Annotated in this window: 22 protein-coding genes and 1 tRNA gene; 9 read left to right on the forward strand and 14 right to left on the reverse strand. The window is 61.0% G+C overall.

The features are described from left to right. Nucleotides 1-6: 6 nt before the first annotated feature. The 10 genes from AC1DON_RS16880 to AC1DON_RS16925 all read right to left on the reverse strand — a co-directional run bounded on the left by AC1DON_RS16880 (nt 7) and on the right by AC1DON_RS16925 (nt 10,900). Complete coding sequence (locus AC1DON_RS16880) at nt 7-699, reverse strand: response regulator (protein WP_476935983.1); 693 nt, start codon at nt 697-699, stop codon at nt 7-9. Beyond that, nucleotides 696-3,368, reverse strand: a complete 2,673-nt coding sequence (locus AC1DON_RS16885; protein ID WP_476935984.1) for a DUF4118 domain-containing protein — start codon at nt 3,366-3,368, stop codon at nt 696-698. Before AC1DON_RS16885 ends, AC1DON_RS16880 begins: the two co-directional genes overlap by 4 nt. Further along, nucleotides 3,365-3,931: a potassium-transporting ATPase subunit KdpC gene (kdpC, locus tag AC1DON_RS16890; RefSeq protein WP_476935985.1), complete on the reverse strand. Its 567-nt coding sequence runs from the start codon at nt 3,929-3,931 to the stop codon at nt 3,365-3,367. The genes AC1DON_RS16885 and kdpC overlap by 4 nt, the downstream gene beginning before the upstream one ends. 10 nt (nt 3,932-3,941) lie before the next feature. Beyond that, nucleotides 3,942-6,008, reverse strand: a complete 2,067-nt coding sequence (gene kdpB, locus AC1DON_RS16895; protein WP_476935986.1) for a potassium-transporting ATPase subunit KdpB — start codon at nt 6,006-6,008, stop codon at nt 3,942-3,944. Between the two features lie 5 nt (nt 6,009-6,013). Beyond that, nucleotides 6,014-7,723 carry a potassium-transporting ATPase subunit KdpA gene (kdpA, locus tag AC1DON_RS16900; protein ID WP_476935987.1) on the reverse strand — a complete coding sequence of 570 codons (1,710 nt, stop codon included), beginning with the start codon at nt 7,721-7,723 and terminating at the stop codon, nt 6,014-6,016. A gap of 15 nt (nt 7,724-7,738) precedes the next feature. Then, entirely contained in the window at nt 7,739-7,831 is a 93-nt protein-coding gene (gene kdpF, locus AC1DON_RS16905) for a K(+)-transporting ATPase subunit F (RefSeq protein ID WP_476935988.1), read from the reverse strand. 350 nt (nt 7,832-8,181) lie between these two features. Next, a complete protein-coding gene (locus tag AC1DON_RS16910; protein ID WP_476935989.1) occupies nt 8,182-8,427 on the reverse strand; it encodes an SdpI family protein in 246 nt (81 codons plus the stop codon). A 116-nt stretch (nt 8,428-8,543) separates the two neighbouring features. Further along, complete coding sequence (locus tag AC1DON_RS16915; RefSeq protein WP_476935990.1) at nt 8,544-9,869, reverse strand: hypothetical protein; 1,326 nt, start codon at nt 9,867-9,869, stop codon at nt 8,544-8,546. Between the two features lie 574 nt (nt 9,870-10,443). Then, on the reverse strand, nt 10,444-10,719 hold the full coding sequence (locus tag AC1DON_RS16920; protein WP_476935991.1) for a hypothetical protein: 276 nt from the start codon (nt 10,717-10,719) through the stop codon (nt 10,444-10,446). Nucleotides 10,720-10,823: 104 nt separating this feature from the next. Next, nucleotides 10,824-10,900, reverse strand: a tRNA-Met gene (locus AC1DON_RS16925). A gap of 238 nt (nt 10,901-11,138) precedes the next feature. Between AC1DON_RS16925 and AC1DON_RS16930 the strand changes: the two genes are divergently transcribed. The 5 genes from AC1DON_RS16930 to AC1DON_RS16950 all read left to right on the forward strand — a co-directional run bounded on the left by AC1DON_RS16930 (nt 11,139) and on the right by AC1DON_RS16950 (nt 14,537). Next, nucleotides 11,139-11,642, forward strand: coding sequence for an Lrp/AsnC family transcriptional regulator (locus AC1DON_RS16930; RefSeq protein WP_476935992.1), 504 nt, complete (start codon nt 11,139-11,141; stop codon nt 11,640-11,642). Continuing rightward, entirely contained in the window at nt 11,639-12,925 is a 1,287-nt protein-coding gene (locus AC1DON_RS16935; protein WP_476935993.1) for a tetratricopeptide repeat protein, read from the forward strand. Before AC1DON_RS16930 ends, AC1DON_RS16935 begins: the two co-directional genes overlap by 4 nt. 140 nt (nt 12,926-13,065) lie before the next feature. After that, entirely contained in the window at nt 13,066-13,236 is a 171-nt protein-coding gene (locus AC1DON_RS16940; RefSeq protein WP_476935994.1) for a hypothetical protein, read from the forward strand. A 133-nt stretch (nt 13,237-13,369) separates the two neighbouring features. Further along, complete coding sequence (locus AC1DON_RS16945; RefSeq protein ID WP_476935995.1) at nt 13,370-13,876, forward strand: hypothetical protein; 507 nt, start codon at nt 13,370-13,372, stop codon at nt 13,874-13,876. Between the two features lie 175 nt (nt 13,877-14,051). Continuing rightward, complete coding sequence (locus tag AC1DON_RS16950; protein ID WP_476935996.1) at nt 14,052-14,537, forward strand: winged helix-turn-helix transcriptional regulator; 486 nt, start codon at nt 14,052-14,054, stop codon at nt 14,535-14,537. A 3-nt stretch (nt 14,538-14,540) separates the two neighbouring features. On the opposite strand, the gene mnmA is transcribed toward AC1DON_RS16950, so the two are convergent. Beyond that, a complete protein-coding gene (mnmA, locus tag AC1DON_RS16955; RefSeq protein ID WP_476935997.1) occupies nt 14,541-15,728 on the reverse strand; it encodes a tRNA 2-thiouridine(34) synthase MnmA in 1,188 nt (395 codons plus the stop codon). Between the two features lie 135 nt (nt 15,729-15,863). Here mnmA and AC1DON_RS16960 point away from each other — a divergent pair, with 135 nt between their 5' ends. Both AC1DON_RS16960 and AC1DON_RS16965 read left to right on the forward strand, forming a co-directional pair. Then, nucleotides 15,864-16,142, forward strand: coding sequence for a hypothetical protein (locus AC1DON_RS16960; RefSeq protein ID WP_476935998.1), 279 nt, complete (start codon nt 15,864-15,866; stop codon nt 16,140-16,142). A gap of 17 nt (nt 16,143-16,159) precedes the next feature. Then, entirely contained in the window at nt 16,160-16,288 is a 129-nt protein-coding gene (locus AC1DON_RS16965; RefSeq protein WP_476935999.1) for a hypothetical protein, read from the forward strand. 21 nt (nt 16,289-16,309) lie between these two features. Here AC1DON_RS16965 and AC1DON_RS16970 read toward each other — a convergent pair whose 3' ends face one another. The 3 genes from AC1DON_RS16970 to flgK all read right to left on the reverse strand — a co-directional run bounded on the left by AC1DON_RS16970 (nt 16,310) and on the right by flgK (nt 22,165). Further along, entirely contained in the window at nt 16,310-18,973 is a 2,664-nt protein-coding gene (locus AC1DON_RS16970; RefSeq protein ID WP_476936000.1) for a glycoside hydrolase family 3 C-terminal domain-containing protein, read from the reverse strand. 120 nt (nt 18,974-19,093) lie between these two features. After that, complete coding sequence (locus tag AC1DON_RS16975; protein WP_476936001.1) at nt 19,094-20,020, reverse strand: flagellin; 927 nt, start codon at nt 20,018-20,020, stop codon at nt 19,094-19,096. A gap of 3 nt (nt 20,021-20,023) precedes the next feature. Beyond that, on the reverse strand, nt 20,024-22,165 hold the full coding sequence (flgK, locus tag AC1DON_RS16980) for a flagellar hook-associated protein FlgK (protein ID WP_476936002.1): 2,142 nt from the start codon (nt 22,163-22,165) through the stop codon (nt 20,024-20,026). A 396-nt stretch (nt 22,166-22,561) separates the two neighbouring features. On the opposite strand from flgK, the gene AC1DON_RS16985 reads away from it, so the two are divergent. Further along, the gene (locus AC1DON_RS16985; protein WP_476936003.1) at nt 22,562-23,905 is read left to right on the forward strand and encodes a flagellar hook-length control protein FliK; all 1,344 of its coding nucleotides are present in this window, start codon (nt 22,562-22,564) and stop codon (nt 23,903-23,905) included. An 8-nt stretch (nt 23,906-23,913) separates the two neighbouring features. Then, entirely contained in the window at nt 23,914-24,603 is a 690-nt protein-coding gene (locus AC1DON_RS16990; RefSeq protein ID WP_476936004.1) for a flagellar hook assembly protein FlgD, read from the forward strand. The last annotated feature ends 5 nt before the right edge of the window (nt 24,604-24,608 follow it).

Below are 24,608 nucleotides of genomic sequence, written 5' to 3' on the forward strand. Positions count from 1 at the left end.
CAATTCCTAGTCCCGAAATCTGTAACCGATACCCGGTTCTGTCAGGATAAAGCGGGGCTTGAGAGGATCGTCCTTTAGTTTCTCCCGCAGGTGCTGTGTGTGGATGCGCAAATAATGGTTCTGATCATTTGCGTGGCGGTTCCAGACGGCCTTTAGAAGTTGGGCGTGCGTCAGCACCTTTCCGGCATTCTGGATCAGGATCGCCAGCAGTTTGTATTCGATAGGCGTCAGGTGGACATCCTCGCCGTCCAGCCATACGCGCCGCGCGTCGGTATCGACCTTTAGCCCATCGTGTTCATAGGTTTGGGGCACATCGGCGACGGCCCTGCTACCGGCATGGCGCAAGGCCACCTTTATCCGCGCCAGCAGTTCGCCAGGAGCAAACGGCTTGGTCAGGTAGTCATCGGCGCCGTTTTCCAGCGCTTCGATCTTGTCGGCTTCCTGTTCGCGCGCCGACAGGACAAGTATCGGCGTTTGCGACCATTCGCGGACACTGCGTATAAAATCCTGGCCGTCCTGATCCGGCAGGCCAAGGTCAAGGATGACGACATCGGGACGGTTCAGCGTCAGTTTTTGCAGGCCTTCGCGTGCGGTTGCTGCCTCCAGCACATCATAGTCCTGGGCCTCCAGCGTGGCACGCAGGTAACGGCGGATTTCACCTTCGTCTTCAATGAGCAGAGCCGTGGTCATATCGCTCATTTAGCCACCATAAGCGTAAAGATAAAGCTGGCCCCGCCTGTTGGATTCGTCTTGGCGTAGATCATGCCGCCATGCGCTTCAACTATGCCCTTGCAGATGGCGAGCCCGAGGCCGGTACCGTGACCGGCGCGGTCTGAGGTCTGGCCACCATCGGTATGGAACTTCTCGAAAATCTGGTCTTCTTCGCCGGGTTTCAGCCCTGGGCCATTGTCGCTAACCTTGACGCGGACACGATCGGCGTCCGTTTCGAATGTCAGGGTGATGACGCCGTCGTCCGCTGTATGGGTGACGGCATTTTCCATCAGATTGATCAGCACCTGTTCGATCAATGCGCCGTCGATCATGACCATCGGGAGCTGGCCATTTGTCACCGTGCGTATCTGGCGATTGCCGCGCTGTGCGTCCATACGGCCGATGGCGGCCCCGGCGATTTCCTGAATGAGATAAGGCTCGAAATTGAGTTTGAGCTGGCCTGAAGTGATAGCCGCCATGCGCAGCAGGTTGGCTGTAAACTTTTGGAGGCGCGTCAGGTGCCCCCACAAAGAAGTCAGTTCATCGACCGCTTCACGCGGCAGTTTCTTGCGCATTTTCAGCAACGTGCCGACCGCGCCATTCATGACGGTCAGCGGTGTTTTCAGGTCATGTGACAGTGAAGCCAGCAGGACATTGCGCAGTTTCTCATTCTCGGTCTCGACGCGGGCGGTTTCAGCTTCGATCGCCTGACGCGCCCGTTGCAGCGCACCAGCGATCAGACTGGCGACGGTTTCGAACACCAGCCGTTCGGCGCCGGTAAACTGGCGCTGCGGATCGCGTGGTGTCAGCGACAGCACGCCCGGTTCGGCAGGTAGTGGCAGATAAAGCCCCGACGCTGACGGCAGGGTGTCGGTATGCCTCCCGGCGATCTGGCGATTCGACTGCACCCAGTGCATGGCGCCCAGTTCGCGTGGGTCGTCGTCAACCTGGCCCGCAATCTGGCGGCTGTCGCTCCATAGCCGCATCTCGACATCGAAGGCGGCTTGAAGGTGGCGTGCCGCAGCCGCTCCCATGGCGACCTCGCCACGCACGGACGACAGTTCGCGCGACAGGTCGTAAAGCAGGCGGGTTTCGGCCTCGCCCTTTCGCGCCAGACGGGCATGCAACGACAGCCGCGCCGTCAGCGAACCGACGATCAGCGATGTCACCAGCATAACTGCGAAGGTCAGGAGATAGCTGATATTGTCGAAGGTGAAGCTGTAGTAGGGCTTAACAAAGAACCAGTTGAACGCTGCTACCGACAGGACAGAAGCCAGCACCGCCGGACCGATGCCATAACGGGCAGCCGTGACGACGACGCCGGTCATGTAGACCATGATCAGGCTGTCTGGATCGATCATGCCTCGAAACGGCAGGCCCAGTAGCGTGCCGGCGGCGACGATAAAAACGGCCAGGCTGTATTGCTTTGGCGTGGCGGCAAACAGGGTCGTCCCGACGGCTTCGCGACGCTGACCAGGCTCCTGCGGCGTGTCGGCATTGAGTGTCGTGATTTCCAGACCGGCCCCTTGTGCAATAAGTTTTTGCGACAGAGACTGTGCGAAGGGCTTGCGCCACCAGGCCTGTGTGCTGTGACCCAGGACCAGCCGGGTAAAGCCGTTCTGGCGGGCATAGCCCAGGATCGTTGAGGCCGCGCGGCCGGAATTGAGGCGCACCACGCGCCCGCCGAGCTTTTCGGCCAGGCGCAGATGATGTTCGACCCTCAGCCGCGCCTTCGGCGACAGGGTTTCATGGCGGTCGGTCTGGAGATAAAGCGCAAACCATGGGGCACGCGACCGATCGGCCATGCGCTTGGTATGGCGGATCAGGCGTGCCGACAACGGGTCAGGGCCGACCAGCACCAGTATCTTGTCGCCGATGGCAGCTTCGGACTGGCCCATGGCGGCGCTGAAGGCGTCGTTCTGCGCATCGACACGTTCAGCGGCGCGACGCAGCGCCAGTTCACGCAGACGGCCGAGATTGCCCTTCTTGAAGAAGTTGTCCGCCGCCCGCTGATGCGCGCCTTCAGCGACATAGACCTTGCCGTCCGCCAGCCGTTGCAGCAAGTCTTCGGGTGGGATGTCGATCAGCGCGATCTCATCCGCAGCGTCGAACGTGGCGTCGGGCACGGTCTCCTTGACCCAAACGCCGGTCAATTGAGCGACGACGTCATTGAGGCTTTCGAGGTGCTGGACATTAAGTGTCGTGTAGACATCAATCCCGTGGTCGAGCAGTTCCTCAATGTCCTGCCAGCGCTTGGGGTGGCGTGATCCCGGCGCGTTGGCCAAAGAAACGTTGGAATGCGCGTATTCATCGATCAGGATCAGGTCTGGCCGCAGGGTCAGCGCCGCATCGAGGTCGAACTCCTGTACAACAACGCCGCGATGATCGATGACCTTCAGCGGCACAGTCGGCAGGCCGGTAATCAAGGCCAGGGTTTCGGGGCGGTTATGATGTTCCGCCACGCCGATGACGACATTGCGCCCTTCTGCGTGCAGCCGCCGCGCTTCACTCAGCATGGCGAAGGTCTTGCCGACGCCAGCCGACGCGCCGAAGAAAATCTTCAGCCGGCCACGTGCTTCACCCCCGTCATCACTGACGAGGGCGAGCAGCTTGTCCGGGTCGGGTCGCCCATCCTTTGGAGGAAAATCCGCGTTCACTTCAGCTTGCCGTCGAGTCTCAGATTGACCTCTAGCACATTGACGCGGGCTTCGCCCAAGACTCCGAAGTCGGGAGCTTCGGTAGAGGCATCAATGGCGTCGCGCACCCGTTGTTCAGGGACATTGCGGGCGACGGCGATACGCGGTGCCTGAATTGCAGCGGCGGCCGGGCTGATGTGCGGGTCAAGGCCGGAGCCCGAGGCGGTCAGCAGATCGACGGGCACAGACCCGGCAACATTGAGCGCATCACGACGGGCGGTTACGGCTTCGATCAGGGCGGGATTGTTAACCCCCAGATTGGAGCCCGAAGACGCGCCGGCATTGTAGGGCGCTTCGGCGGTGGCCGACAGCCGGCCCCACAGATACTCAGGCTGGCTGAAATTCTGGCCGATCAGGCGCGATCCGACAACCATGTCACCGTTCCGAATGAGCGAGCCTTGCGCCTGATTGGCAAAGGCGGTCTGGACGATGGCCGTGGTCGCCAGAGGATAGAGCCCACCGAACAGGACGGTGAAAACGGCCAGAGAGACGATGGTGGGTTGGATATGTTTGATAAGTGACATTGTGAAGTTCCTAAACCAGACCGACTGCCGTCAGGCCCATGTCGATAATCTTGATGCCAATGAACGGCGCCACGATCCCGCCAAGCCCATAGATCAACGCATGCCGGGTCAGCATGTTGGACGCCGACTCCGCCCGATACTTGACGCCTTTTAGCGCCAGCGGGATCAGGGCGATGATGATCAGCGCATTGAAGATGACCGCTGACAGGATGGCGCTCAGCGGCGACGACAGGCCCATGACGTTCAGCAGGCCGAGCGCAGGGAAGGTCGAGGCAAAGGCCGCCGGAATGATGGCGAAATACTTGGCTAGGTCGTTCGAAATGCTGAACGTCGTCAGCGCCCCGCGAGTCATCAGAAGCTGTTTGCCGATCTCGACGATCTCAATCAGCTTGGTCGGATCGCTGTCGAGATCGACCATGTTTCCGGCTTCCTTCGCGGCTTGGGTGCCGGAATTCATCGCCACCGCGACATCCGATTGAGCCAGGGCCGGGGCGTCGTTGGTGCCGTCGCCGACCATGGCGACCATCTCACCGCCCTCCTGCATCTTGCGGATATATTTGAGCTTGGTTTCCGGCGTGGCCTGGGCGACGAAGTCATCGACCCCGGCTTCCGAAGCAATCGCAGCGGCGGTCAGCGGATTGTCGCCGGTGATCATGACGCTCTTGATGCCCATCTTGCGCAGCTCGGCCAGCCGCGTCTTGATGTCCGGCTTGACGATGTCCTTGAGGTAGACGACGCCCAGCACCTTGGGACCTTCAGCGACCATGAGCGGCGTGCCGCCCTTCTTGGCGATGCCGTCCACGGCGGCCTGAACTTCAGCCGGAACCAGCCCGCCCTTGAGGTTGATCAACCCGGCAATGGCGTCACCTGCGCCTTTGAGGATATGGCGTTCGTTGATGACGATGCCTGATACGCGCTGTTCGGCCGAGAACGGAATGAACTCGGCCTTGAGGTCGGACGCCGAGCGCTCCGGCAGGCCGTACTGGCCGCGCGCCAGGGCAACGATCGAGCGGCCTTCCGGTGTTTCGTCGGCCAGCGACGACAACTCAGCGGCTTCGGCCAGTTGCTGCACGCTGACATTCGGCGCCGGGATAAACTCGACCGCCTGACGGTTGCCGAAAGTGATCGTGCCGGTTTTGTCGAGAAGCAGGACATTGACGTCGCCCGCGGCTTCGACCGCGCGTCCGGAGGTGGCGATGACATTGGCCTTGATCAGGCGCTGCATACCGGAAATGCCGATGGCCGACAGAAGCCCGCCGATGGTCGTCGGGATCAGGCACACCAGCAGGGCGATCAGCACGGTGATGGAAATCACCGTTCCGGAACCAGCCTTTTCGACGCTGAACAGCGAGAACGGCAGGAGCGTCGCACACGCCAGGAGGAAAATAAGGGTCAGGGCGGCCAGCAGGATCGACAAGGCGATTTCGTTGGGCGTCTTCTGGCGCTTGGCGGATTCGACCAGGCCGATCATCCGGTCGAGGAAGCTTTCGCCCGGATCGGCGGTGACACGGACGATGATCCAGTCGGACAGCACCCACGTGCCACCGGTCACCGCATCGCGATCGCCGCCGGATTCGCGGATGACCGGGGCAGACTCACCCGTGATGGCGCTTTCATCGACGCTGGCAATACCTTCGATGACCTGGCCGTCGGCGGGGACGACATCGCCCGCGTCGATGCGGACGGTATCGCCCTTGCGCAAGGTATTGGCCGCGACCGTGGTCAGCTTGCCCGACTTGTCCAGCTTCTTGGCATCGACATCGCGGCGGGCCTTCTTGAGGCTGTCGGCCTGCGCCTTGCCGCGCCCTTCGGCGAGAGACTCGGCGAAGTTGGCGAACAGGACTGTGAACCATAGCCAGAAGCAGATCAGGCCGACGAACCAGACGGGCTGGCCGCCGCCGATGACCGTACCGGGAACCGCCAGCATGACTGCCAGGATAAGAGTGGTGACGATCGAACCGACCCAGACGAGGAACATGACCGGATTGCGTACCTGATAGCGCGGGTCGAGGCGCTGGACGGCCTGAAGCACGGCCAGTCCGAGGTTTGTTTTGTAGGTTTGTGTAGTGGCGGACATTTGAATTAGCCCTTGATCATGTTCAGGTGTTCGATGACCGGACCCAGCGCGAGCGCCGGGGCGTAGGTCAGAACGCCAACGAGGACGATGACGCCGACGAGGAAGACGACGAACAGCGGCGTATGGGTGGGCAGCGTACCGGCGGAGGCTGGAACCGTCTTTTTGGCGGCCAGCGAACCGGCGATGGCCAGTACTGGCAGCAGCACGAAGAAGCGGCCGAACAACATGCATAGGCCCAGCAGGCTGTTATAGAAGGGAGTGTTGGCGCCCAGCCCGGCAAAGGCCGAACCGTTATTGTTGGCCGCCGACGTGAAGGCGTAGAGGACCTCCGAGAAACCCTGCGCGCCCGGATTATAGATCCCGGCTCTGCCCCACGGCGTCAGTACCGCCACAGCCGTGCAGACCAGCACAAGGGCGCACGGCAGGAGGACCGCCATCGACGCCATCTTGATTTCGAAGGCGCCGATCTTCTTGCCGAGATATTCCGGCGTGCGCCCGACCATCAGCCCGGCGATGAAGACAGTCAGGATGACAAAGACCAGCATGCCGTAAAGCCCCGAGCCAACGCCACCATAGATGACTTCGCCGAACTTCATGAGGATCATCGGGATCATCCCGCCCAGCGGCGTGAAGCTGTCGTGCATGGCATTGACCGAGCCGTTCGAAGCCGCCGTCGTCGCCGTCGCCCAGATTGCGGAATTGGCGATGCCGAAACGCGTTTCCTTGCCCTCCATATTAGCGGCTGTATCGGCACCGGCCGCGACCAGATGCGGATTGCCGGCCTGTTCCAGCCCGATGCAGGCGGCCGTCAGCGGCACGAAGACCAAGGTCATGGCGGCGAAGATGGCGATGCCCTGGCGCTTGTCACCGATCATCCGGCCAAAGGTGAAGCACAGCGCCGCCGGGATGATCAGGATCGACAGGACTTCGATGAAATTGGAAAACGGTGTCGGGTTTTCGAACGGATGGGCGGAATTGGTGTTGAAGAAGCCGCCACCGTTGGTACCCAGCATCTTGATCGCTTCCTGCGAAGCGACAGGTCCAAGCGCTATGGTCTGATTGGCGCCCTCCAGCGTCTTAGCCGTGACATAGGGCGCGAGCGTCTGAATGACGCCCTGCGAGCCCAACGCAACCGCGACGATCAGCGACAGCGGCAGCAGGATGTAGAGATTGGCACGAACCAGATCGACCCAGAAATTGCCGAGCGTGTCGGTCGTCTGACGCGTCAGGCCACGGATCAAAGCCGCCAGCACGGCGATGCCGACGGCGGCCGAGACGAAGTTCTGCACGGTCAGGCCGACCATCTGGCTGAAATAGCTGAGTGTCGCTTCGCCGCCATAGGATTGCCAGTTGGTGTTGGTGACGAAGCTGACCGCCGTATTGAACGCCAGGTCAGGCATCAGGTTGGCCATGCTTTGGGGATTGAGCGGCAAAATGCCTTGGAACAGCAGGAGCAGGAACAGGAGGACAAAGCCGCCGAAAGAAAACAGGATGACGGCGGTGGCGTAGTCCTTCCACGTCATCTCAAAGTCGGGGCGGACATCGCCCATGGTGTAGATAAAGCCTTCAATAGGCTTGAGGACCGGCGTGAGCAGGTTGCGCTCACCGGCCAGGACGCGCGCCATATAGGCGCCGAGCGGCACGGCCAGCGCCGTCAGCGCGGCCATGAACAGGGCAAGCTGAAGCCAGCCTGCGGGAGTGATACCGAGGAACATTTTTCTATTCCAGTTTTAAGGAAACAGTTCGGGTTTGATCAGGGCGACGATCAGGTAACCGGCGAGCGCCACGACAACGATGGCTGAGGCGATATAGAGCGCGGTCATTGGCCGCCCTCACGCAAACGGTCGGCGAAACCGGCAAAAGCCAGGCACAGGGCAAAGAACCCGGTCGCGGCGATGAGATAGACGATGGCCATAAAGCCCTCCGTTATCGACAAGAATGAACGGTCGGGGTTTAAGCGCTTCGGCATATGGCTGGTGTATAGATGGGACTACGGCACATATAGATTTTGTATAGGCCGCGCGTCCGCTTTGGGGCGCATTTTATAAACTCCCAACTTGGCAGTTCTATTTCTGTGACGGGCGTAAGCGGCCGCCCGATACACGTGAAAGCGACTTCTTGCGTTTGCGGAAGACCAACCGCAGCACGAATGCTTGAGCGAATATTACGGTCATCAAAATAAACATTTCGATCCAGGGGTGATCGCTGTGGATGGTATCTTGGGGGGAGCGTACGACGCAGAAAAGACGACGGCGATATCGCCGAGCATAAACAACGGGCCTGCAAAGGGGTGAGTCTTATACGAGGTTTCCTCTTCATTCAGTGTCCAGGGAACGCGGATCCCGACGACGCGGTTCGGCCGGGTTTTGGGCAGATAGATTCCAATCAGGATAAGAAGGTCACCTGAGGCAATGGACACATCGAAATGTGGCCGATCGTGCCGCTCATAGCCGACAGCCCTAGGGCGGCATGAATCATGTCCCCGTAATGCGGTTCCACGGTGAATTCGGATTACAACAGGCTTTTTGCTGACGCTTACGGCAATCCGGAGTCCTGGATGACGCCTGAATTGAGGCGCGTGCGCTCGGCATAAAGCTGCTTCAGCTTTTCGCGCTTCATAAAATGCGCCACTTCGGCATGCAGGCGGGCGTCGGCATATCCCTTCATCTTCTGCAGCGAATCCGTGGTCATGAGCTCCTCAATGCCTTCCTGGGTATCGTCGCCACGGATGAGCCGGTGCAGCCGCAAAACCTGCCACACCATGTAGCCGAGATAGACAAGAAGAATGGCGCCATTCCCCACAACCTGCCACCGCCCAATGCCAATCGCTATGACGGTGACGGCGGCACAGGCAATCACACCCAATCCTGCGCTCCAGATAATTGTGAGGGTCAGAGCGGCAAACCGCGCCTGGGCCACTAATCCTTCGAGGGACATGCCGATCAGCTTAGTGCGCAGAAAAGCGAAGCTCGCATTGGCGGCGATGCGTCCATTCAGCCAGAAGATCAGCTCGCACCACTTCTCATTGACTTCGGTCCAGCGCCGCAAGCGGCCTTCGGCCCAGTAGTCCTCCTTGCCGTTATTGGTGATCTCGAACATGGCGTGGCAGGTGTGGATGAGGTGGTCCTGACGCAGGATCGCGCACTTGGCAACTGTCGCGCACGACAGTCTGGTGGCGGCGTTGAACTGATCGGCCAGGGCGCGGTGCCGGCGACGAATAAACACGCTGCGCGCATGGAAGACCGCGACGGAAAAACACAAGGCCAGGGTCGTGGCCATGGGGGCCAGCCAGGCTGTAGCAGCCAACGGGTTGCCGAAAATGAGCAGCCAGAAAAGCCACAGGAGCGTCAGGGCGCTGCTGATGACCGCATGGCGATACAGCTTGGTGACGTTTTCGCGGCGCGCACGGCTAAGCCATTCGTGGTTGGCGTGTACGACCAGGCCCTTGGCGGCGATCAGATCGCGAACGTCCTGATCGCCGAATTGACCATCGTCGCTCTCGTTGGCGAGGCCGCCCGGGAATTGACGTTCAAGCCGGCCAAGCGACAGGCGGATCAAGCTTTCCGGCGTCAAGGCGCCTGATGCGTCTCGCGGCGACAGGTCGACGGCCTCGGCGAAGTAGCGGTCAAGCTTTTCCTCGTGAAACCGCGTCCAGTGCGCGTCATCAAGGACAATTTGCCTGTAATCCTCGACGCTCTTGTTCACGAGGTCTGTACTGCGGATCTGCAGGAAACCCGTTCGGGTCTGTGTATAAAGATAATCGAGGTGCGTGCGGTCGTCGGCGCAGATGTTCTGCGTCGTGCGCAAGGTGCCGTCGGTGATCTTGCTGATATAGGTACGCACAATGTCGGCGGAAGTCATGTCCCCTCCAAACGCCACGTGGGCGCGCACGGCGAAGGGACGTGGATGTCTTGCGACAGGACAGTTCAGTCGGCTGCGTTCAGCATGGCAATGTTCGGTGAAAAAGTGTTGCGGTAAGGGCCTTGCCCGTATTCCCCTGATGTCCAGCTCCGGACATCGCGCATTATACGCCGTTCGCACGTGCAAAAAAGTTGTTTCGACAAAACGTCCTTGTCACATCGTCGTGATGCCGGGTTTCGGCCTCAGTCGGTCAAATAATGCCGAGGCCCCCGGATTGAAAGGTGGCGGCCGACCTCCGCTTTCGGGCCAAATGTTTTAAAGTGCTACTTCCTCCGTTCCATTGCTGCAATTGGCGCGCTTGAGACACCGCTAGATCGCTAGCTGACCGAGGTCGACTCCGAATTCCTGCTCTAGGAAACGTATCGTCGTGGGCTGCGCGTCGAGTGAAGCTCGAACCAAGGTGGCGCTATACGGGCCGGATTTATGCTGCCATTTGCCTTGGCCGCGAGGAACGGTCTTGATCCATTCCACTCGAGCAACATATTCGCACTCGTCATCGCTATCGACCCATTCCCTAACACTTGAGTGGCAGGCTTAGAAGAGGATGCCCGTCGGTCATTACTTGACGGATGGGTATGTCGGCAGCGGTAATGCGACCGATGCCGACATACCCGTCCTTGCCAATGAAAGCAGCGACGATGTCGCCTTCCTGGAATTGCAGCATGGGGTGACGCCAGCGCTTGCCGCCTCCGCCAGGGATGATGCTGTAAGTGCGGTAATCATCCCAGTTGCGTTTTTTTGCATTCGCCGACGCTGTAATAATAGATACCGCACTGGTAGTCGAAACCACTCAGTTGCCTGTGCAGTGTGTCGTATGGTCTGAACTTGCCACAATAGCCGGAGGCGATGTTGGTGAGGTTCCTGCCGGGATTCCAGAAGTACAGTAGAGAGAATTGGTGGTTGGAGGCGGGATCGAACCGCCGACCTGTGGGTTATGAATCCACCGCTCTAACCATCTGAGCTACCCAACCGAACCGAATTCAAACGGGGGATCAAGGTCTACGCCGTTCGCGGAGGCGAGGCTATAGCCAATCCTGTCGGCCTGTTCAAGCCTTCTTCAAGGTTTCGGGCAAGGATTTTTCGTAAAGGCCGGAACCCGTGCAATTTGCACGCTGAATGAACGATATGGGCGGTTAGGGGTGGAATATTTCGCTGAGACGCGCCATTATGTAGGATATATGATTATCTGAGTGGCGTTGAGGGAATATTTTGTCGGATCTGATTGATGAACTGGACGGACGCATCCTCGATCTGATCCAGGAAGATGCTTCGCTGTCGGTGGCCGATCTGGCCGAGCGTGTCGGACTTTCGCCGTCGCCATGCTGGCGGCGCATCAAGCGGTTGGAAGACCTGGGCGTCATTCGCCGGCGCGTCACCCTGCTCGACGCTGACAAGCTGGGCCTGGGTTTCGAAGTCTACGCCGCCGTCAAGCTGTCCCTGCCGTCGCGCGCCAATCTCGAAGCCTTCGAGGCGCGGTTGGGCGACTGGCCGGAGGTGGTGTCTTGCGTCACAGTCACGGGTCATGAAGACTATATGCTGCGGGTCATGACGCGCGACATGCACGCCTATGACGACTTCCTGCGCGACAAGCTTCTGGCGTCGGACCTGGTGTCGGGCGTCGAAAGCCGCATTATCATGCGTTCCGTCAAAGCGACGACGGCCGTGCCGATCCGGCTTGTCATGAACCGGCCGGACAGCGAGGACGGCAAATGAAGCGGCCAGGTGATATCAGGCGGAGTGGGCGCACGATCGGTTTTCTGCTGATGGCGGGCCTCTTGGCGGGCTCGGCGCATGCGGTTGATCCGTCATCGGACCTCGGCCAGTTTCAGACCTATCGCGGCGAAGGCATGGCTGCTTTCGACCAGAACGATCCGACCGGCGCCATGGCGGCCTTTACCAAGGCCGGCGCCATCCTGCCGGATTCGCCGTCGATCCTGCTGCTGAAGGCGCAGGTAGCGATGAAGCAGCGCAAGAAGGTCGAGGCCAAGGCGGCGCTCAAGGACTACCTTAAGCGCGGCTATGTGCTGGACCTGGCGCGAAATCCCGACTTCAACCAGGTCTGGGACGCGGAACTCAACGACCTGCTGGAACTGAACGAAAGCCCCGTCGGCGAAATGCGCGTCGTCTCGAACTCGCCGGGCTTTATCCTGGCTGAGGGCCTGACCCAGACGGACGACGGCAGCGAAGTCTTCGTTAGCGGCATTCGGACGGGCACGGTGACGGCTGTCTCTGCCGGGGGCGGGCGCGATGTCCTGACCTTCCGGCCGGGCGTAGCGGCCTACGGACTGGCTTTGCGCGACGGCAAGCTGTGGGCCACGACCGCCGCCAGCCGCCAGACTGAGACCTTCGATCCCAAGGCGAAGGCGATAAGCTCGAAAGTCGTGGTCATCGACGTCAAGACCGGCGTCGTTGACAAGGCTTTCAGTGACGGTGCCAAGAGCCGGCGTTTCGGCAAGCTGCTGGCCGGGCGTGACGACCTCTACGTCACCGACAGCGAGCACGGCGAGGTCCTGCGCCTGTCTGGTTATGACGGCACGTTAGAGCCCCTGGTGCCGGAGGGCTATATGGATTCCCCTGGTGGCCTGGCCGAAAGCGAAGATGCGTCTTCGCTGATCGTCGCCGACTTCGTGTCGGGACTTTATCGCGTCGACCTGGGGTCGGGCGGGATGACGCGGCTGAGCCCGCCTGCGGATGCGGCGCTGTTGGGTATCTCCTATCTGGCCCGTTATGGCCGCGACCTGATCGCCGTCCAGACGGGTTTCAAGCCGAACCGGATATTGCGGCTGCGCATGTCGGACGACTGGACGCAGGTCAAGGCGGTCGAGGTTCTGCTGCGCTCAGACCGGCTTCTGGCGCAACCGACGCAAGGCTTTGTCAGCGGTGACAGCTTCACCTTCATCGCCAAGAGCCAGTGGGACAATCTCGACGCGCGCGGCAATCCAATCAAGCCCGAAGCCGATCCTGCGGTTATAGGCGCGATCCTGCTGACCCAGTAGTTTTTGCTTTGTCGCGATATTTGGCCGAAACCGCTGACACTTTCGGCATATCGCTCTGGTATTCACAGCAGATGTGAAGCCCTGCCTCTTGCTAAATTGAATTTGCGAGTTATTCTCATTATTAAAATGAGGAGTGACTCATGGTTTTGCTAAGCCTTGGTTCCGGACTGATCACCGCCCTGATGGCGCACACCAAGCCGTCTTGCTGCACCTTTGACCTGAACTGGATCGCCGAAGAAAGACCGGCGTCAAACGGTCCAAGTGCGGAGGGTGCGGTAACGGCCTCCGATAAAACGCCGTCATCTCAATAATTTAACTGGTTAACAAATTATTATTCCAAATGAGCCCGGAATCTGGCACATCTGGCACCAAACCTGCGAGATAGGGTTACGAAAACCTTAATCCTGTATTTTTTCAGGACAAGACGCAGAGACGGAACAGGTGATGACGGTGGGTACCAAGGGACGTTTGGCGATTGGATTTGCGGCTGTTCTTCTGGCCGCAACGGCTGGCCTGGCTGAGGCCGCGCAACTTTCGCCTGACCTGCGTGTTCAACGTAATGCGCTGCTCGCCCTTCGCGACGGCGATTTCGATGGTGATGGCCGTACTGATTCTCTGCGTCTGGTCAACGAAGCCGATAGCGGCCGTATTGCCGTCCATGTCCGCCTGGCCGATGGCCATGACCAGCGCGTCACCAGCTTCGATGCTTCGGCGGCGCCAGCCTTGCGCGTCGTGCCCGCCGGCGCCTATGCCGTCGACTGCGGTAACTTCGCCAGCGCCTGCACCGAAGCGCCCATCCAGATGCATGCCGACGGCCTGATCATGGCAATGGATGGCGGCATTTCCGTTTTGCTGCATTGGCAGGATGGCCAGTTTGCCCAGGATTTCGTCCGTTCGGATGAGGCGGACATGGCGCGGGTCGCCTCGGCACTGTATGCCGTCAACCGGTAATTTGTTTGCGGTAACATCGTGAATCGTAACGATGTTCTGGGTTTGATCGAACTGTCATAAAGCGACAACCAGGCGATTTTCCACTGGCGGTTCTCGCGCGCATGCGGCATGTTGCGCGCAACAGGCGTGGCCGGGAAAGCCTTCGCTTAGAACAAGAAAGTACGAGTTAGATATAATGGGACGCTCAGCTGACTACAGCAGGCAAAGGTGCACGGTCGCCGCCAGCCTGGACATTATCGGTGAACCCTGGACCCTGCTGATCATTCGCGACGCCTTCCGTGGCATATCGCGCTTTGAGCAGTGGCAGGAAAACCTTGGCCTGGCGCGCAATGTGCTGGCCGCCCGCCTCAAGCATCTCGTGGCCCACGGCGTCTTTGAACAAAGACTATACTGCGAACGGCCGCGCCGCTTTGAATACGTGCTGACGGAAAAGGGCTGCGAACTGCGCCCGTTGATGCTGCATATGGCCGACTGGGGCGCGAAGTATATCTATACCAACGAAACACCGTCGGTCGAACTGGTGCACAATGCCTGCGGCCACGTCATCGCGCCGGTAACCCATTGCGCCCATTGCAATGGCACGGTGTCACCCAGCGATGTCCAGCTGAAGCGTAATCCGGATGCACGGACCCTTGGCGAGATCTACGCCGAGATTTTATAAAGCTCAGAGCGCGCTGCGTGTGGCGGCGATAAAGCCGCCACCGAGGACACGGCCGGAATCGCCGGCGTCGTAAAGCACGCACGCCTGGCCCGGCGCCACGCCTTCCTCAGGATCGACGAATTCAACCTCGATGCCGGCATCCGTGCCGACAATGTGCGCCGGCACAGGCGGCCGTGTCGAGCGCACGCGCGCCAGCACCGCTTTGCGCGCCGTGGCAGCCGCATTGAGATCGGCTTCGTCGCCCAGCCAGTTGGTTTCCTTCAGCGACAGGCCCCGCGTCAGCAAGGCCTCGCGCGGGCCGACTATGATCTCACGTGTCTCGGGTGCGATCCTGATGACGAACAAGGGCTCGCCGACAGCGATGTTCAGCCCGCGGCGCTGGCCGATCGTATAGCCGGTGATGCCATCGTGCGTCCCCAGTACCCGGCCGTCGACGTGACGGATATTGCCCTTTTCGCGGCCTTGCGGGCGCAGCTTGTCGATCAGGTTGGTGTACTTGCCTTCCGGCACAAAGCAGATGTCCTGGCTGTCGGGCTTGTGCGCGATCTTCAAACCAAGCTGTACGGCGATATGGCGGACCTGCGGCTTGGGGATGCCGGCCAGCGGGAAGCGCAGGAATTCGAGCTGGTCGCGCGTCGTGGCGAACAGGAAATAGCTCTGGTCGCGCGATTGATCGGCGGCGCGGCGTAAAGAAACGACCGCGCCATCGTCGGCGCGTTCGACATAGTGGCCGGTCGCCATGGCTTCGGCGCCCAGGTCGCGGGCGACGTCGAGCAGGTCGCGGAACTTGACCGTCTGGTTACAGCGAATGCACGGCACAGGCGTTTCGCCACGCAGATAGCTGTCGGCGAATTCCTCGATGACGGAATCGCGGAAACGGCTTTCGTAGTCGAGCACGTAGTGCGGGATGCCAATCTTTTCGGCAGCCATGCGCGCGTCGTGGATGTCCTGGCCGGCGCAGCACGCGCCGGTCTTCTTCAGCGCGGCGCCGTGGTCATAAAGCTGAAGCGTTACGCCGATGACCTCATAGCCCGCCTGGTGGAGCAAGGCGGCGACAACGGTCGAATCGACGCCGCCGGACATGGCAGCGACGACGCGCGCGCCCTGGGGCAGGCCAACGGCATCGCGGGTGGCGGTGATGGCGGCGTCGAGGTCGGCGTCGAGGATGAGGGGTACGGGGCACGCTTGCATCCGCGCTAGATAAGGGAAAAGCGCGCGAATTGCTAGGCCAGGCCGTATCACAACCTTATTGCCGTCCGGATGGATCACGGCGCGGCCTTACATGGGGTGGCCTACAATCGGCCAAAGCGTTCAAAGGAGGATGTTATGCCCGTCGAAGATTTGAAATCCAGAACCCCAGGGCCGCTCGACGATGCGTCCCGCGCCTTTGTTGACCGCGTCAGTTCGCGCGGCCAGCGTGACCAGTCGACCGAGGCGGGTGATCCTGTCCGTGAAATCGACGATACCCGCTTGCCGCTGGAAGATAATGACAATGCGCCCGTCAATTCCGCCGTCAGCGATGTCGAAGGAGACCCTGACGATCAGCCGGGCAGCAATAATTCAAATGACGAGGGTGAGGATGAAACTCCCGCCCTGCGGCCATAAGCGACGAGGATTTCAGTATGCCTATGGTTTTTGTCTGGCAGATGTACGCCAATCTGTCTCTGCGTATGACGGCGGCTATGATGCCGATGTGGTGTGGTGGCGTACAGAAGGCGCAATCCGAACCAAAGACGTCCGCCCTCTCTTAACAAAAGAGGGCGGATTTATCTTTACTTTGGCAGAACCTGTTCACCCGTCACCGAGACCTGGGTTGAAACCGTCTTGGCGTGACCGGGCTGGCCGCCGCCGAGGAACAGGCTATAGGCGCCAGGCACGACCTTGCGCACACCCTTGTCGTCGACCTGCGACAGGGCGCGGGCGTCGAGATCGAGCGTCACGGCCTGGCTTTCGCCGGCCTTGAGATGGATACGCTTGAAGCCTGCCAGGGTGTGGTTGGCGGCGTCGCCCGGCTTCTTGACATACAGTTCTACAACCTCATCGCTGTCGCGCTGGCCGGTATTGCTGACCTTGACACTTGCCTGGACGCTGTCGCCAGCCTTGATCGTCTTGGCTGACGTTGAGGGCGCGTCGTAGGCGAAGGTGGTGTAGCTCAGGCCATGGCCGAACGGGTAGAGGACGTCTCCCTTGAAGTAGCGATAGGTCCGGCCCTTCATGCTGTAGTCTGCAAACGCCGGCAGATCACTGGCCGACTTGTAGAAGGTGACGGGCAGGCGGCCGGCTGGGCTGAAATCGCCCGCCAGCAGTTCGGCAACAGCCGTGCCGCCCTCGGCGCCGGGATACCAGGCCTCGACAATGGCCGGGATGTTCTGGTCCGCCCAATTGACCGACAGGGCGCTGCCGTTCATCAGCACCAGAACGGTCGGCTTGCCCGTGGCGTGAATGCGCTCCAGCAGCTTTTGTTGCGGCGCCGGCAGGTCCAGGCTGGTGCGGTCGCCGCCGGCAAACCCGGCTGCTTCGACCTTCATCTCCTCGCCCTCGATGCGCGCCGACAGGCCGCCGACGAAGATCACAACGTCGGCCTGCTTTGCCAGCGCCACCGCATCATCGCCGTTCTGGCTGGGCGTGCTCCAGACAAGTTTCTGATCGCCCGTGGCGTCGCGCTGGAAGGCCTCGACGCGGATTGGATACTTTTTACCGGCTTCAAGCGTGATCTTGCCCGAGGCGATCGACGGCGCGTCGCCCACGCCCCATTCGTCGACGACCAGTTTGTCGCCGACCCAGATCTTGTAGCCGTTCTCGCTGGCGTAGCGGAAACGGTACTCGCCGCTTTCGGGCGCGGCGATGACGCCCGTCCAGCGTGCCGAGGTGTTCTTGTCCTCGGCGACCCAACTGGCCGTGGCATTGGGCTCTGTGCGCGTTGAAGCCGTGCCTGTGAACCGCGGGCCGCTGAAGTGCTCGGCCTTCAGACCCTTGGTCTTGCCACTCATGTCGGTGCTTAAAACCGCGTCCGGCACAGGCGCCTCGGCCGGTCCGACCAGGCCGGTGCCTTCGGTATGGAGGATCCTGGCGTTCGGGAAGCGGGCGCGGATGCCGTCGAGCACGGTGACGGACTTGGAGGGGCGGCCATAATAGTTGCCGACCAGGGTGTCGTAGCTGTCGGCATTCGGGCCGATAACGGCGATGGTTTTCGCCGTGGCCGCCAAAGGCAGGACATTGCCGTCGTTCTTGAGCAGGACCAGCGAGTCCTTGGCCATTTTCAGCGACATGGCGTGGTGTGCGGGCGTGTTATAGTCCTTGGCCGTAATGCCTGGGAAAACGCCGGCAGGAGCGTCGAACATGCCAAGCTTGATGCGCGCGGTAAACAGGCGCTCCAGGGCGCGATCGACGACCGCTTGCGACAGCAGGCCCGTCTTGACCGCCGTGACGATGTTTTCCGGCTCGGTCGTCATGCGATTGCGATAGTCGCCGCAGATCAGGTCCATGCCGGCGGTAAAGCCCGCGGCCACGCCCTCTGGCGCCGTCTTCTTATAATGCAGGCTGTCTTCGCGGTAGATGTTGGCGGCGGCGCCGCAGTCCGACACGACATAGCCCTTGAAACCCCAGTCCTGGCGCAGCTTTTCTTCCATCAGGAATTCGCTGGCGCAGCCCGGTACGCCGTTTACGGCGTTATAGACGCACATGATCGATTGGACCTTGCCCTCGGTCACGGTAGCGCGGAAGGCCGGCAGGTAGGTGTCTTCCAGGTCGTAGGCCGACGGATAGACGTCCTCCTTGTGGCGGTTCGACTCGGGGCCCGAGTGGACGGCGAAGTGCTTGGAGGTGGCGATCGTCTTGAAATATTTAGGATCGCTGCCTTGCAGGCCATTGATATAGGCAATGCCGATGCGGCTGGTCAGGTAGGGGTCTTCGCCGTAGGTTTCCTGGCCACGGCCCCAGCGCGGATCACGGAAGATATTGATGTTCGGCGACCACACGGTCAGGCCGCGATAGAATTCGGTACCGCCGTCGGGATGGACGCGTTCCTTGTACTTGGCGCGGAATTCGGTCGAGACCACATCGCCGACCTCCTGCATCAGCGGCGGGTTCCACGAGGCCGCCATGCCGATCGCCTGCGGGAAGACGGTGGCGATGCCGGCGCGCGCGACGCCGTGCAGGCCTTCGTTCCACCAGTTGTACTCAGGCACGCCCAAACGGGAAATTCCGGGGGCGGTGTGACCCAGTTGATGCGCCTTTTCTTCCAGCGTCATGCGTGACACCAGATCCTTGGCCCGGGCATCGACGCTTTGCGATGGGTCGAGATAGGCGCAGGCGGCTGTGGCGCAGGCTTCAGGTGTGGCGGATTGGGCAGGTACGCCCACGGTGAGGGCGCACAATAGGGCAACGGGTGCCGCCGACGCCAGAAGGCGGCCGGCGAAACTCTGAAAACGGTTCATGGGTTTTCCTTCCTGACGAGGGAACGCCTCGGGGCGGGCGTTTATGTTAGCGGTATCATTTGATGCCGCATTTCGTCAAGAATGAAAAGAAATGCAAATTATACTACTGATAGTACAATACTATTTCAGCAGGTTGAGCAAAGACGTCTGGTTGAGGGTAGAGAGTACCTGGGCCGAGGCCTGGACCGAGACCTGCGCCATCTGCAGATCGGTATAGGCCTTGGCCAGGTCGACGTCGGTGCGGTCGCTGATCAGGCCCGAAAGGGTCTTGACCTGACCTTCCAGAGACTTGGTGGTGTTGTCGACGCGGTTCTGCAGGGTACCGTTGAGCGAGGTCTGCTGCACCAGGTTGTCGTAGTGGGCATTGAATTCCTGTGACTTGGTGGTCAGGAAGGCTTTCTGGGCGTCGGTCAGGTTCGCGCCGAACGGGCCGGTCGCGGGATTGTCATTATAGGCCTGGATGTCGGCGAAGGTCTGCATCAGGGCGGTGCCGAGGTCCGAGGCCAGCATGCCCGTCTGGATGGTGGTGTGGGCGTCGATGCGCGACGACTTCTTGATGTCGCCATCCTGGAAACCGGCGGACACCGAACCGAGCGCGGTCAGGCCGGACATGCTGGTGACAGTTACCGGGGCGTTGTCATCATTGCCGCCGCCGAACAGGTACTGGCCGTTATGGACGTAATTCAGCCCGTCCAGGGCTGACGAAAACGCGCCCTGCAGCGAGGTCATCATGGCCGAGGCCTCGCCCGATGCCAGCGCATTCATGATGGCGTCCTTGGCGCCGGCCGCGGAATCGCTGGCCGTGGTCAGAGCCAGGTCCTGGCTTTCCAGCCGGTCGGACACCGTCTTGTTGACCTCGATATAGCCTTCCGACTTCGCCAGCGACGATTGATACGCGGCGATGATTTCGGAGGCGCGACCATGTCCCATCAGGTCGGTGGCGACCTTTTGGGTCGACACCTGGTCGTTTGCTTTCGCCATGCGGGTCTGGGCATCCATCAGGTTGCCCAGCGCATTGCCCCAGATCTGTCCGGTCGAGATACGCATCTATCAGCGTCCCATGCTGAGCAGGACGTCGTACATTTCCTTGACCGCCTGGATGAGGCGGCCGGAAGCGCCGTAAGCCTGCTGGTATACGGTAAGGTTGATCAGTTCCTCGTCGAGGTTGACCCCTTCGGTAGCGGAGCGGCGGTTGGTCGCCTCTTTCAGAAGGGCCTCTGAGGCCGTCCTGTTGGTTTCGGCATTGGCCGCCAGATTGCCGACCTGGCCGGCCAGGTCCGAGGCGTAGCGTTCGAGCGTCGACGGGCCGCCGCCATTCAGTCCAGCCCGCGGAAAGGTGATAGAGGCATTGGCGATGTCTGACATGGCCAGGCCGCCCGAACCGTCGCCGGAGACGAGGGCAGGGTTGGGCGATGTCGCCGACAGGTTTACCTGGGCCAGCGCCATCTTGGCCGGATTGCCGTTGACAGTATTGCTGACCACCAGGCCGCTGGCGACTTTTCCGGATGTGCCGCCTATGCCGAAAAAGGTGCTGAAGGAGGCGCCGCCGAGGCGTGAAGTGTTGTCCGACGATACGCCTAAAGTATTGGCCGGACTGCCGTAGCCACTGAAGGTCAGGGCGCCGTTGCCGTCCAGAGAGAAGGTGCCGTAGCGGCCGACGCCATTCGTTGTGTCGTTCAGCGCCGTCCGCAGGTCGTCCATGGTGGTGACGCCCGTCGCCGGGATGGTGAAGTCGATGTCGGCGATCGTCGAGCCATTTTCGCCCTTGATGCTGAGCGACATCTTGCTGCCCAGCGCAAATCCGTGAGCGGACGTGCCGCTCAGGCCTGTCTGGTTATTGGTCGCTTGTGACGACGAAATGATGTCGTTGAGGCCGAAATATTGCGAGAAGCCTTGGCCCAGCTTATTCGATCCGCCGGTCGCCGGGTCGGCGATGGCGATGCCGGCGGTGGTGCCTGCGGCATTGACCGACAGGGCGCCCCCCGCGAAGCTTAGCGCCAGGCCGCCGCCCGAACCTGCCTGAATATCTGCGGCGAAGCTGGCATCGGCGAACGTGCCCGATACGGGCGCGCCGGCGGCGGGATAGCGTGTCCAGGTATTGGCCGTGAAGTCGATCTGCATCCGGCTGGCGATGGCGCCCGCTGAGTCCAGCATGACGATATTCGTCGTGCCGGTCATGCCGGTCAGCGCTTCGGCCTGGGATTGGCTCAAATTCTTTCCGGTCAGAGAGGTCGGGGCCGGGACGGCCGACGAATCGTTATGCGCCGCATTCATCTGCTCGGCGAACTTGGCCATATACTGGTTCAGCTGGTCATTGATCGCCGGCGCGGTAATGTCGCGCATCTCGATCAGGCCCTTGAGCTCGCCCGACGTGATGCTGTCACCGAGGTCGCGCGTCTCGCCGGAAGCGCCCTTGATCATGATCGAGTTGAATACGGTCGACCCCGACACGTTTGATGTCGGCTGATAGGACAGGGTGGCGTAGGTGTCGCCACTCAGCACGGTGCCGTTCTGGGTGCGGACGGTCACACCGCCATTCTCATTCTGCGTCACCTTGACGTCGATCAGCTTGGACAACTGGTCGACATAGCCGGTCTGGGCACTCTGGGCGCCAGTTGCGTCGCCACCGACCACGGTCGCCGACGAGATCGAGGCGTTGAGCTTCGAGATGTTCTTGAGCAGGTCGTTGATGGCGGTGACGTCCGATGCGATGCGGGCGTCGGCGTCGGCGCGCACCTGCTGGATCTTGTCGGAGATGCGTGCGCCTTCGGCCAGGAAACCGGACAGGTTGGACACCACCTCCTGGCGCAGGGCGCTGGAACTGGGGGTTTCGCCGGCCTTGGCCATCGAGGTGAGGGCGCTGTTCATCTGGTTGAACAGGTTGTTCTCGTCGGTGATGTCGCCGAACTGCGCCTGGATCTGGTCGAGCAGGTCATAGGTGGCGCTGCTTTGCGCCGCTTCCGAGGACGCCTTGAACGAGGCCTGCTGCAGGTAGCGGTCGGCCGCCAGGGTGATCTGGCCCGAGGATACGCCCGCGCCCTTGCCGCCGACCGTGACCGAGGTCTGGTTGGCCTGCTTGCGGATATAGCCCGGCGTGTTGACGTTCGAGATGTTGTCGGAGGTGACGCGCAACTGCTCCTGCGCGGTCATCAGGCCCGACACGCCGATATTCATGATCGAGTTCAGCGACATGGCTGAGTATCCTCAAGGCGCATCCCGAAAAGTGCGAAGCGGTTTTCGGAATAAGATGCGCGACAAAGCAAATTAAGTTTTAAGCAACCGTGTTTCGGCAAAGCCTGCATCGCGCCCGGCAAATCCTGCCGGGGCTTTCCTGGTCTGCGATTTTTAAAACTCAACATTTTCATATACTTAGAGTTTTGGCCCTGTGGCCGGTTGCGGTTCTGACGATCAAGGTTTCAATTCACGTGCCACGATTATAAAGCCGCCGACAGGACTGCAATTAACCCTTTGGAAAGTCGGCAAGTTTTGACTGCCGTGGCTGCCGGGCAGGCAAATATCGCCCGCCTGCGCATAGGTTAAAATCAATAAAATCAATATGTTAAAACTGGCCCGGCGTTTGCAACCAGGATGGCGATTGGTTTGCGCAAGAACTGCGTCGCCCTGAACCAGGTCCTGACGGCTGCGAAATGCGGCGATGGGCCACTCAAGTGTTTCGCGCGAGTTCCCATGTCGCTGTCCGCACCTTTGCCGGCCAATTCTGCCGCCACACCTGTCGGCGCATCTGCGGATGCGGCGTCGGTCGTGGCCTTGGGCGCCCTGCCTGAGGGTGGGGTGTCCGTCTTCGATATCCTGCTGCAGCAGATCGCCGCTGAAACGCCGGCTCCCGAAGCCGTCACCTCGCCCGTCGCCAAGGCCGATTTAAGCGCAGCCGTATTTATGGACGACCTGGAGGTCGCCGAGCCTGAGGAAGAGCTGCCGGAAGCCGATACCCAGTCCACCGAAGCCGCGCCCATTGCCGCGCAGATGGCCATGGTGGCCGCGTCCGCGATTCAGCCGCAGGCCAGGACCGCTGAGGCTGCTCCCGAACTGTCTCAACCCGATATCGCCATCGATGCCAAGGCTTCGAAGGCCAAGCCGGAGAAGTCCGCTCCGCTGTCGGCGGCCGCCGGCAATGACAAGGACCCTGGTGAGGCGGATACCCCAGATCCCCAAGACTCTATGGATGCGATCGCGAAGACAAGCGCGGAACCGGTCCGCGCCGCCGCCAAGGCCGACCCTAGGCCGGCGCTGGCCAAGGTGCGCGATGCGGTGACGGGGGCGGACTCACAACCGGCGCAGGCCGCCGTCGATCCGCGCGTCGTCAGCGCTGCGGCGCCCGATGCGCAATCCTCCACTCAGCCGCAAGCCTTCTCGCTGCAGGCGATCAGCGACACCCAGGGCAGCTATTCAGCCACCGGCGCCAGCACGACGGCAGGGTCGAACATGTCCAGGGCAGCCGTGGAAACGCTGTCGGCCCTGTCGATGCAGATCAGCAAGAAGCTGGAGCAAGGCTCGACCAAGTTCGCCATCGAGCTCTATCCCGCCGATCTCGGCAAGGTCGAGGTGGCGCTGCATATCGGCCGCGACGGCAAGACGACCGCGCATCTGACCTTCGATTCTCCCGTTACCGCCGCCAGCTTCGGCGCCAGCGAACCCGAACTGCGCCAGCAACTGGCCGATGCCGGCCTGTCGGTCGACAAGGATAGCCTGTCCTTTTCCTCGCGCGACAGTTCTTCACAAGGGGGCGGCGGCAGCTTCGGTTCGGCGCTGGCGCAAGACCAGCAGCAACAGTCGCAGGCTCGCCAGGCCAGTCGTGCGCTGCAGGCGGCCAACAAGGTCGCCGATGACAGCGACCTCAATGCCGCCCTCAATACGGCCATGCAGGCCATGCGTACCGGCGCATCGACGCTTGCGCTCAATCTGATCGTTTAGGACCTGACATGGGATACACCATCTCTGATACCGCCACTTATACGCCGATCGATCCGTCGAAGACGTCCAAGTCGAGCAATTCGATCACCGATGCATCGTCGCTGGGCACCAACTATTCGACCTTCCTGAACCTGCTGACGGCTCAGGTGCGCAACCAGGACCCACTGTCGCCCATGGACACGACCCAGTGGACCAATCAGCTGGTCCAATATTCCTCGGTCGAGCAGCAGCTCAAGGGCAACCAGTACCTGGCCCAGATCGCCAGCAACAATTCCGCAGGATCGATGAACGCCGCTGTCAGCTATATCGGCAAATCGGTGTCGGTGGCGACCTCTGCCGCTACACTTAAGGATGGTTCGGCCAGCTGGAACTATGATCTGGGAACGACCGCCGGTTCAGCCAAGCTAAGCGTGCTCGATTCCACAGGAAAGGTGGTCTGGACCGGCGATGCCGCCAGCGCCGGTCTGGCCAAGGGGACCAACACTTTCGCCTGGGACGGCAAGAACAGTGCCGGCAAGGCCGCCCCCGAAGGAAACTACACCCTGACGGTCGAGGCCAAGACGGCCAGCGGTGCCAAGATCGACAGTTCGATCAGCCTGTCCGGCGTCGTCTCGTCTGCAGAAAACATCGACGGCACCATCGTGCTCAAGGTCGGCAATACCCGCGTGCCGATGTCCGCCGTCACCAAGGTCTCTTAAAAATT

It is taken from the genome of Asticcacaulis sp. P4_H10, assembly GCF_056400965.1.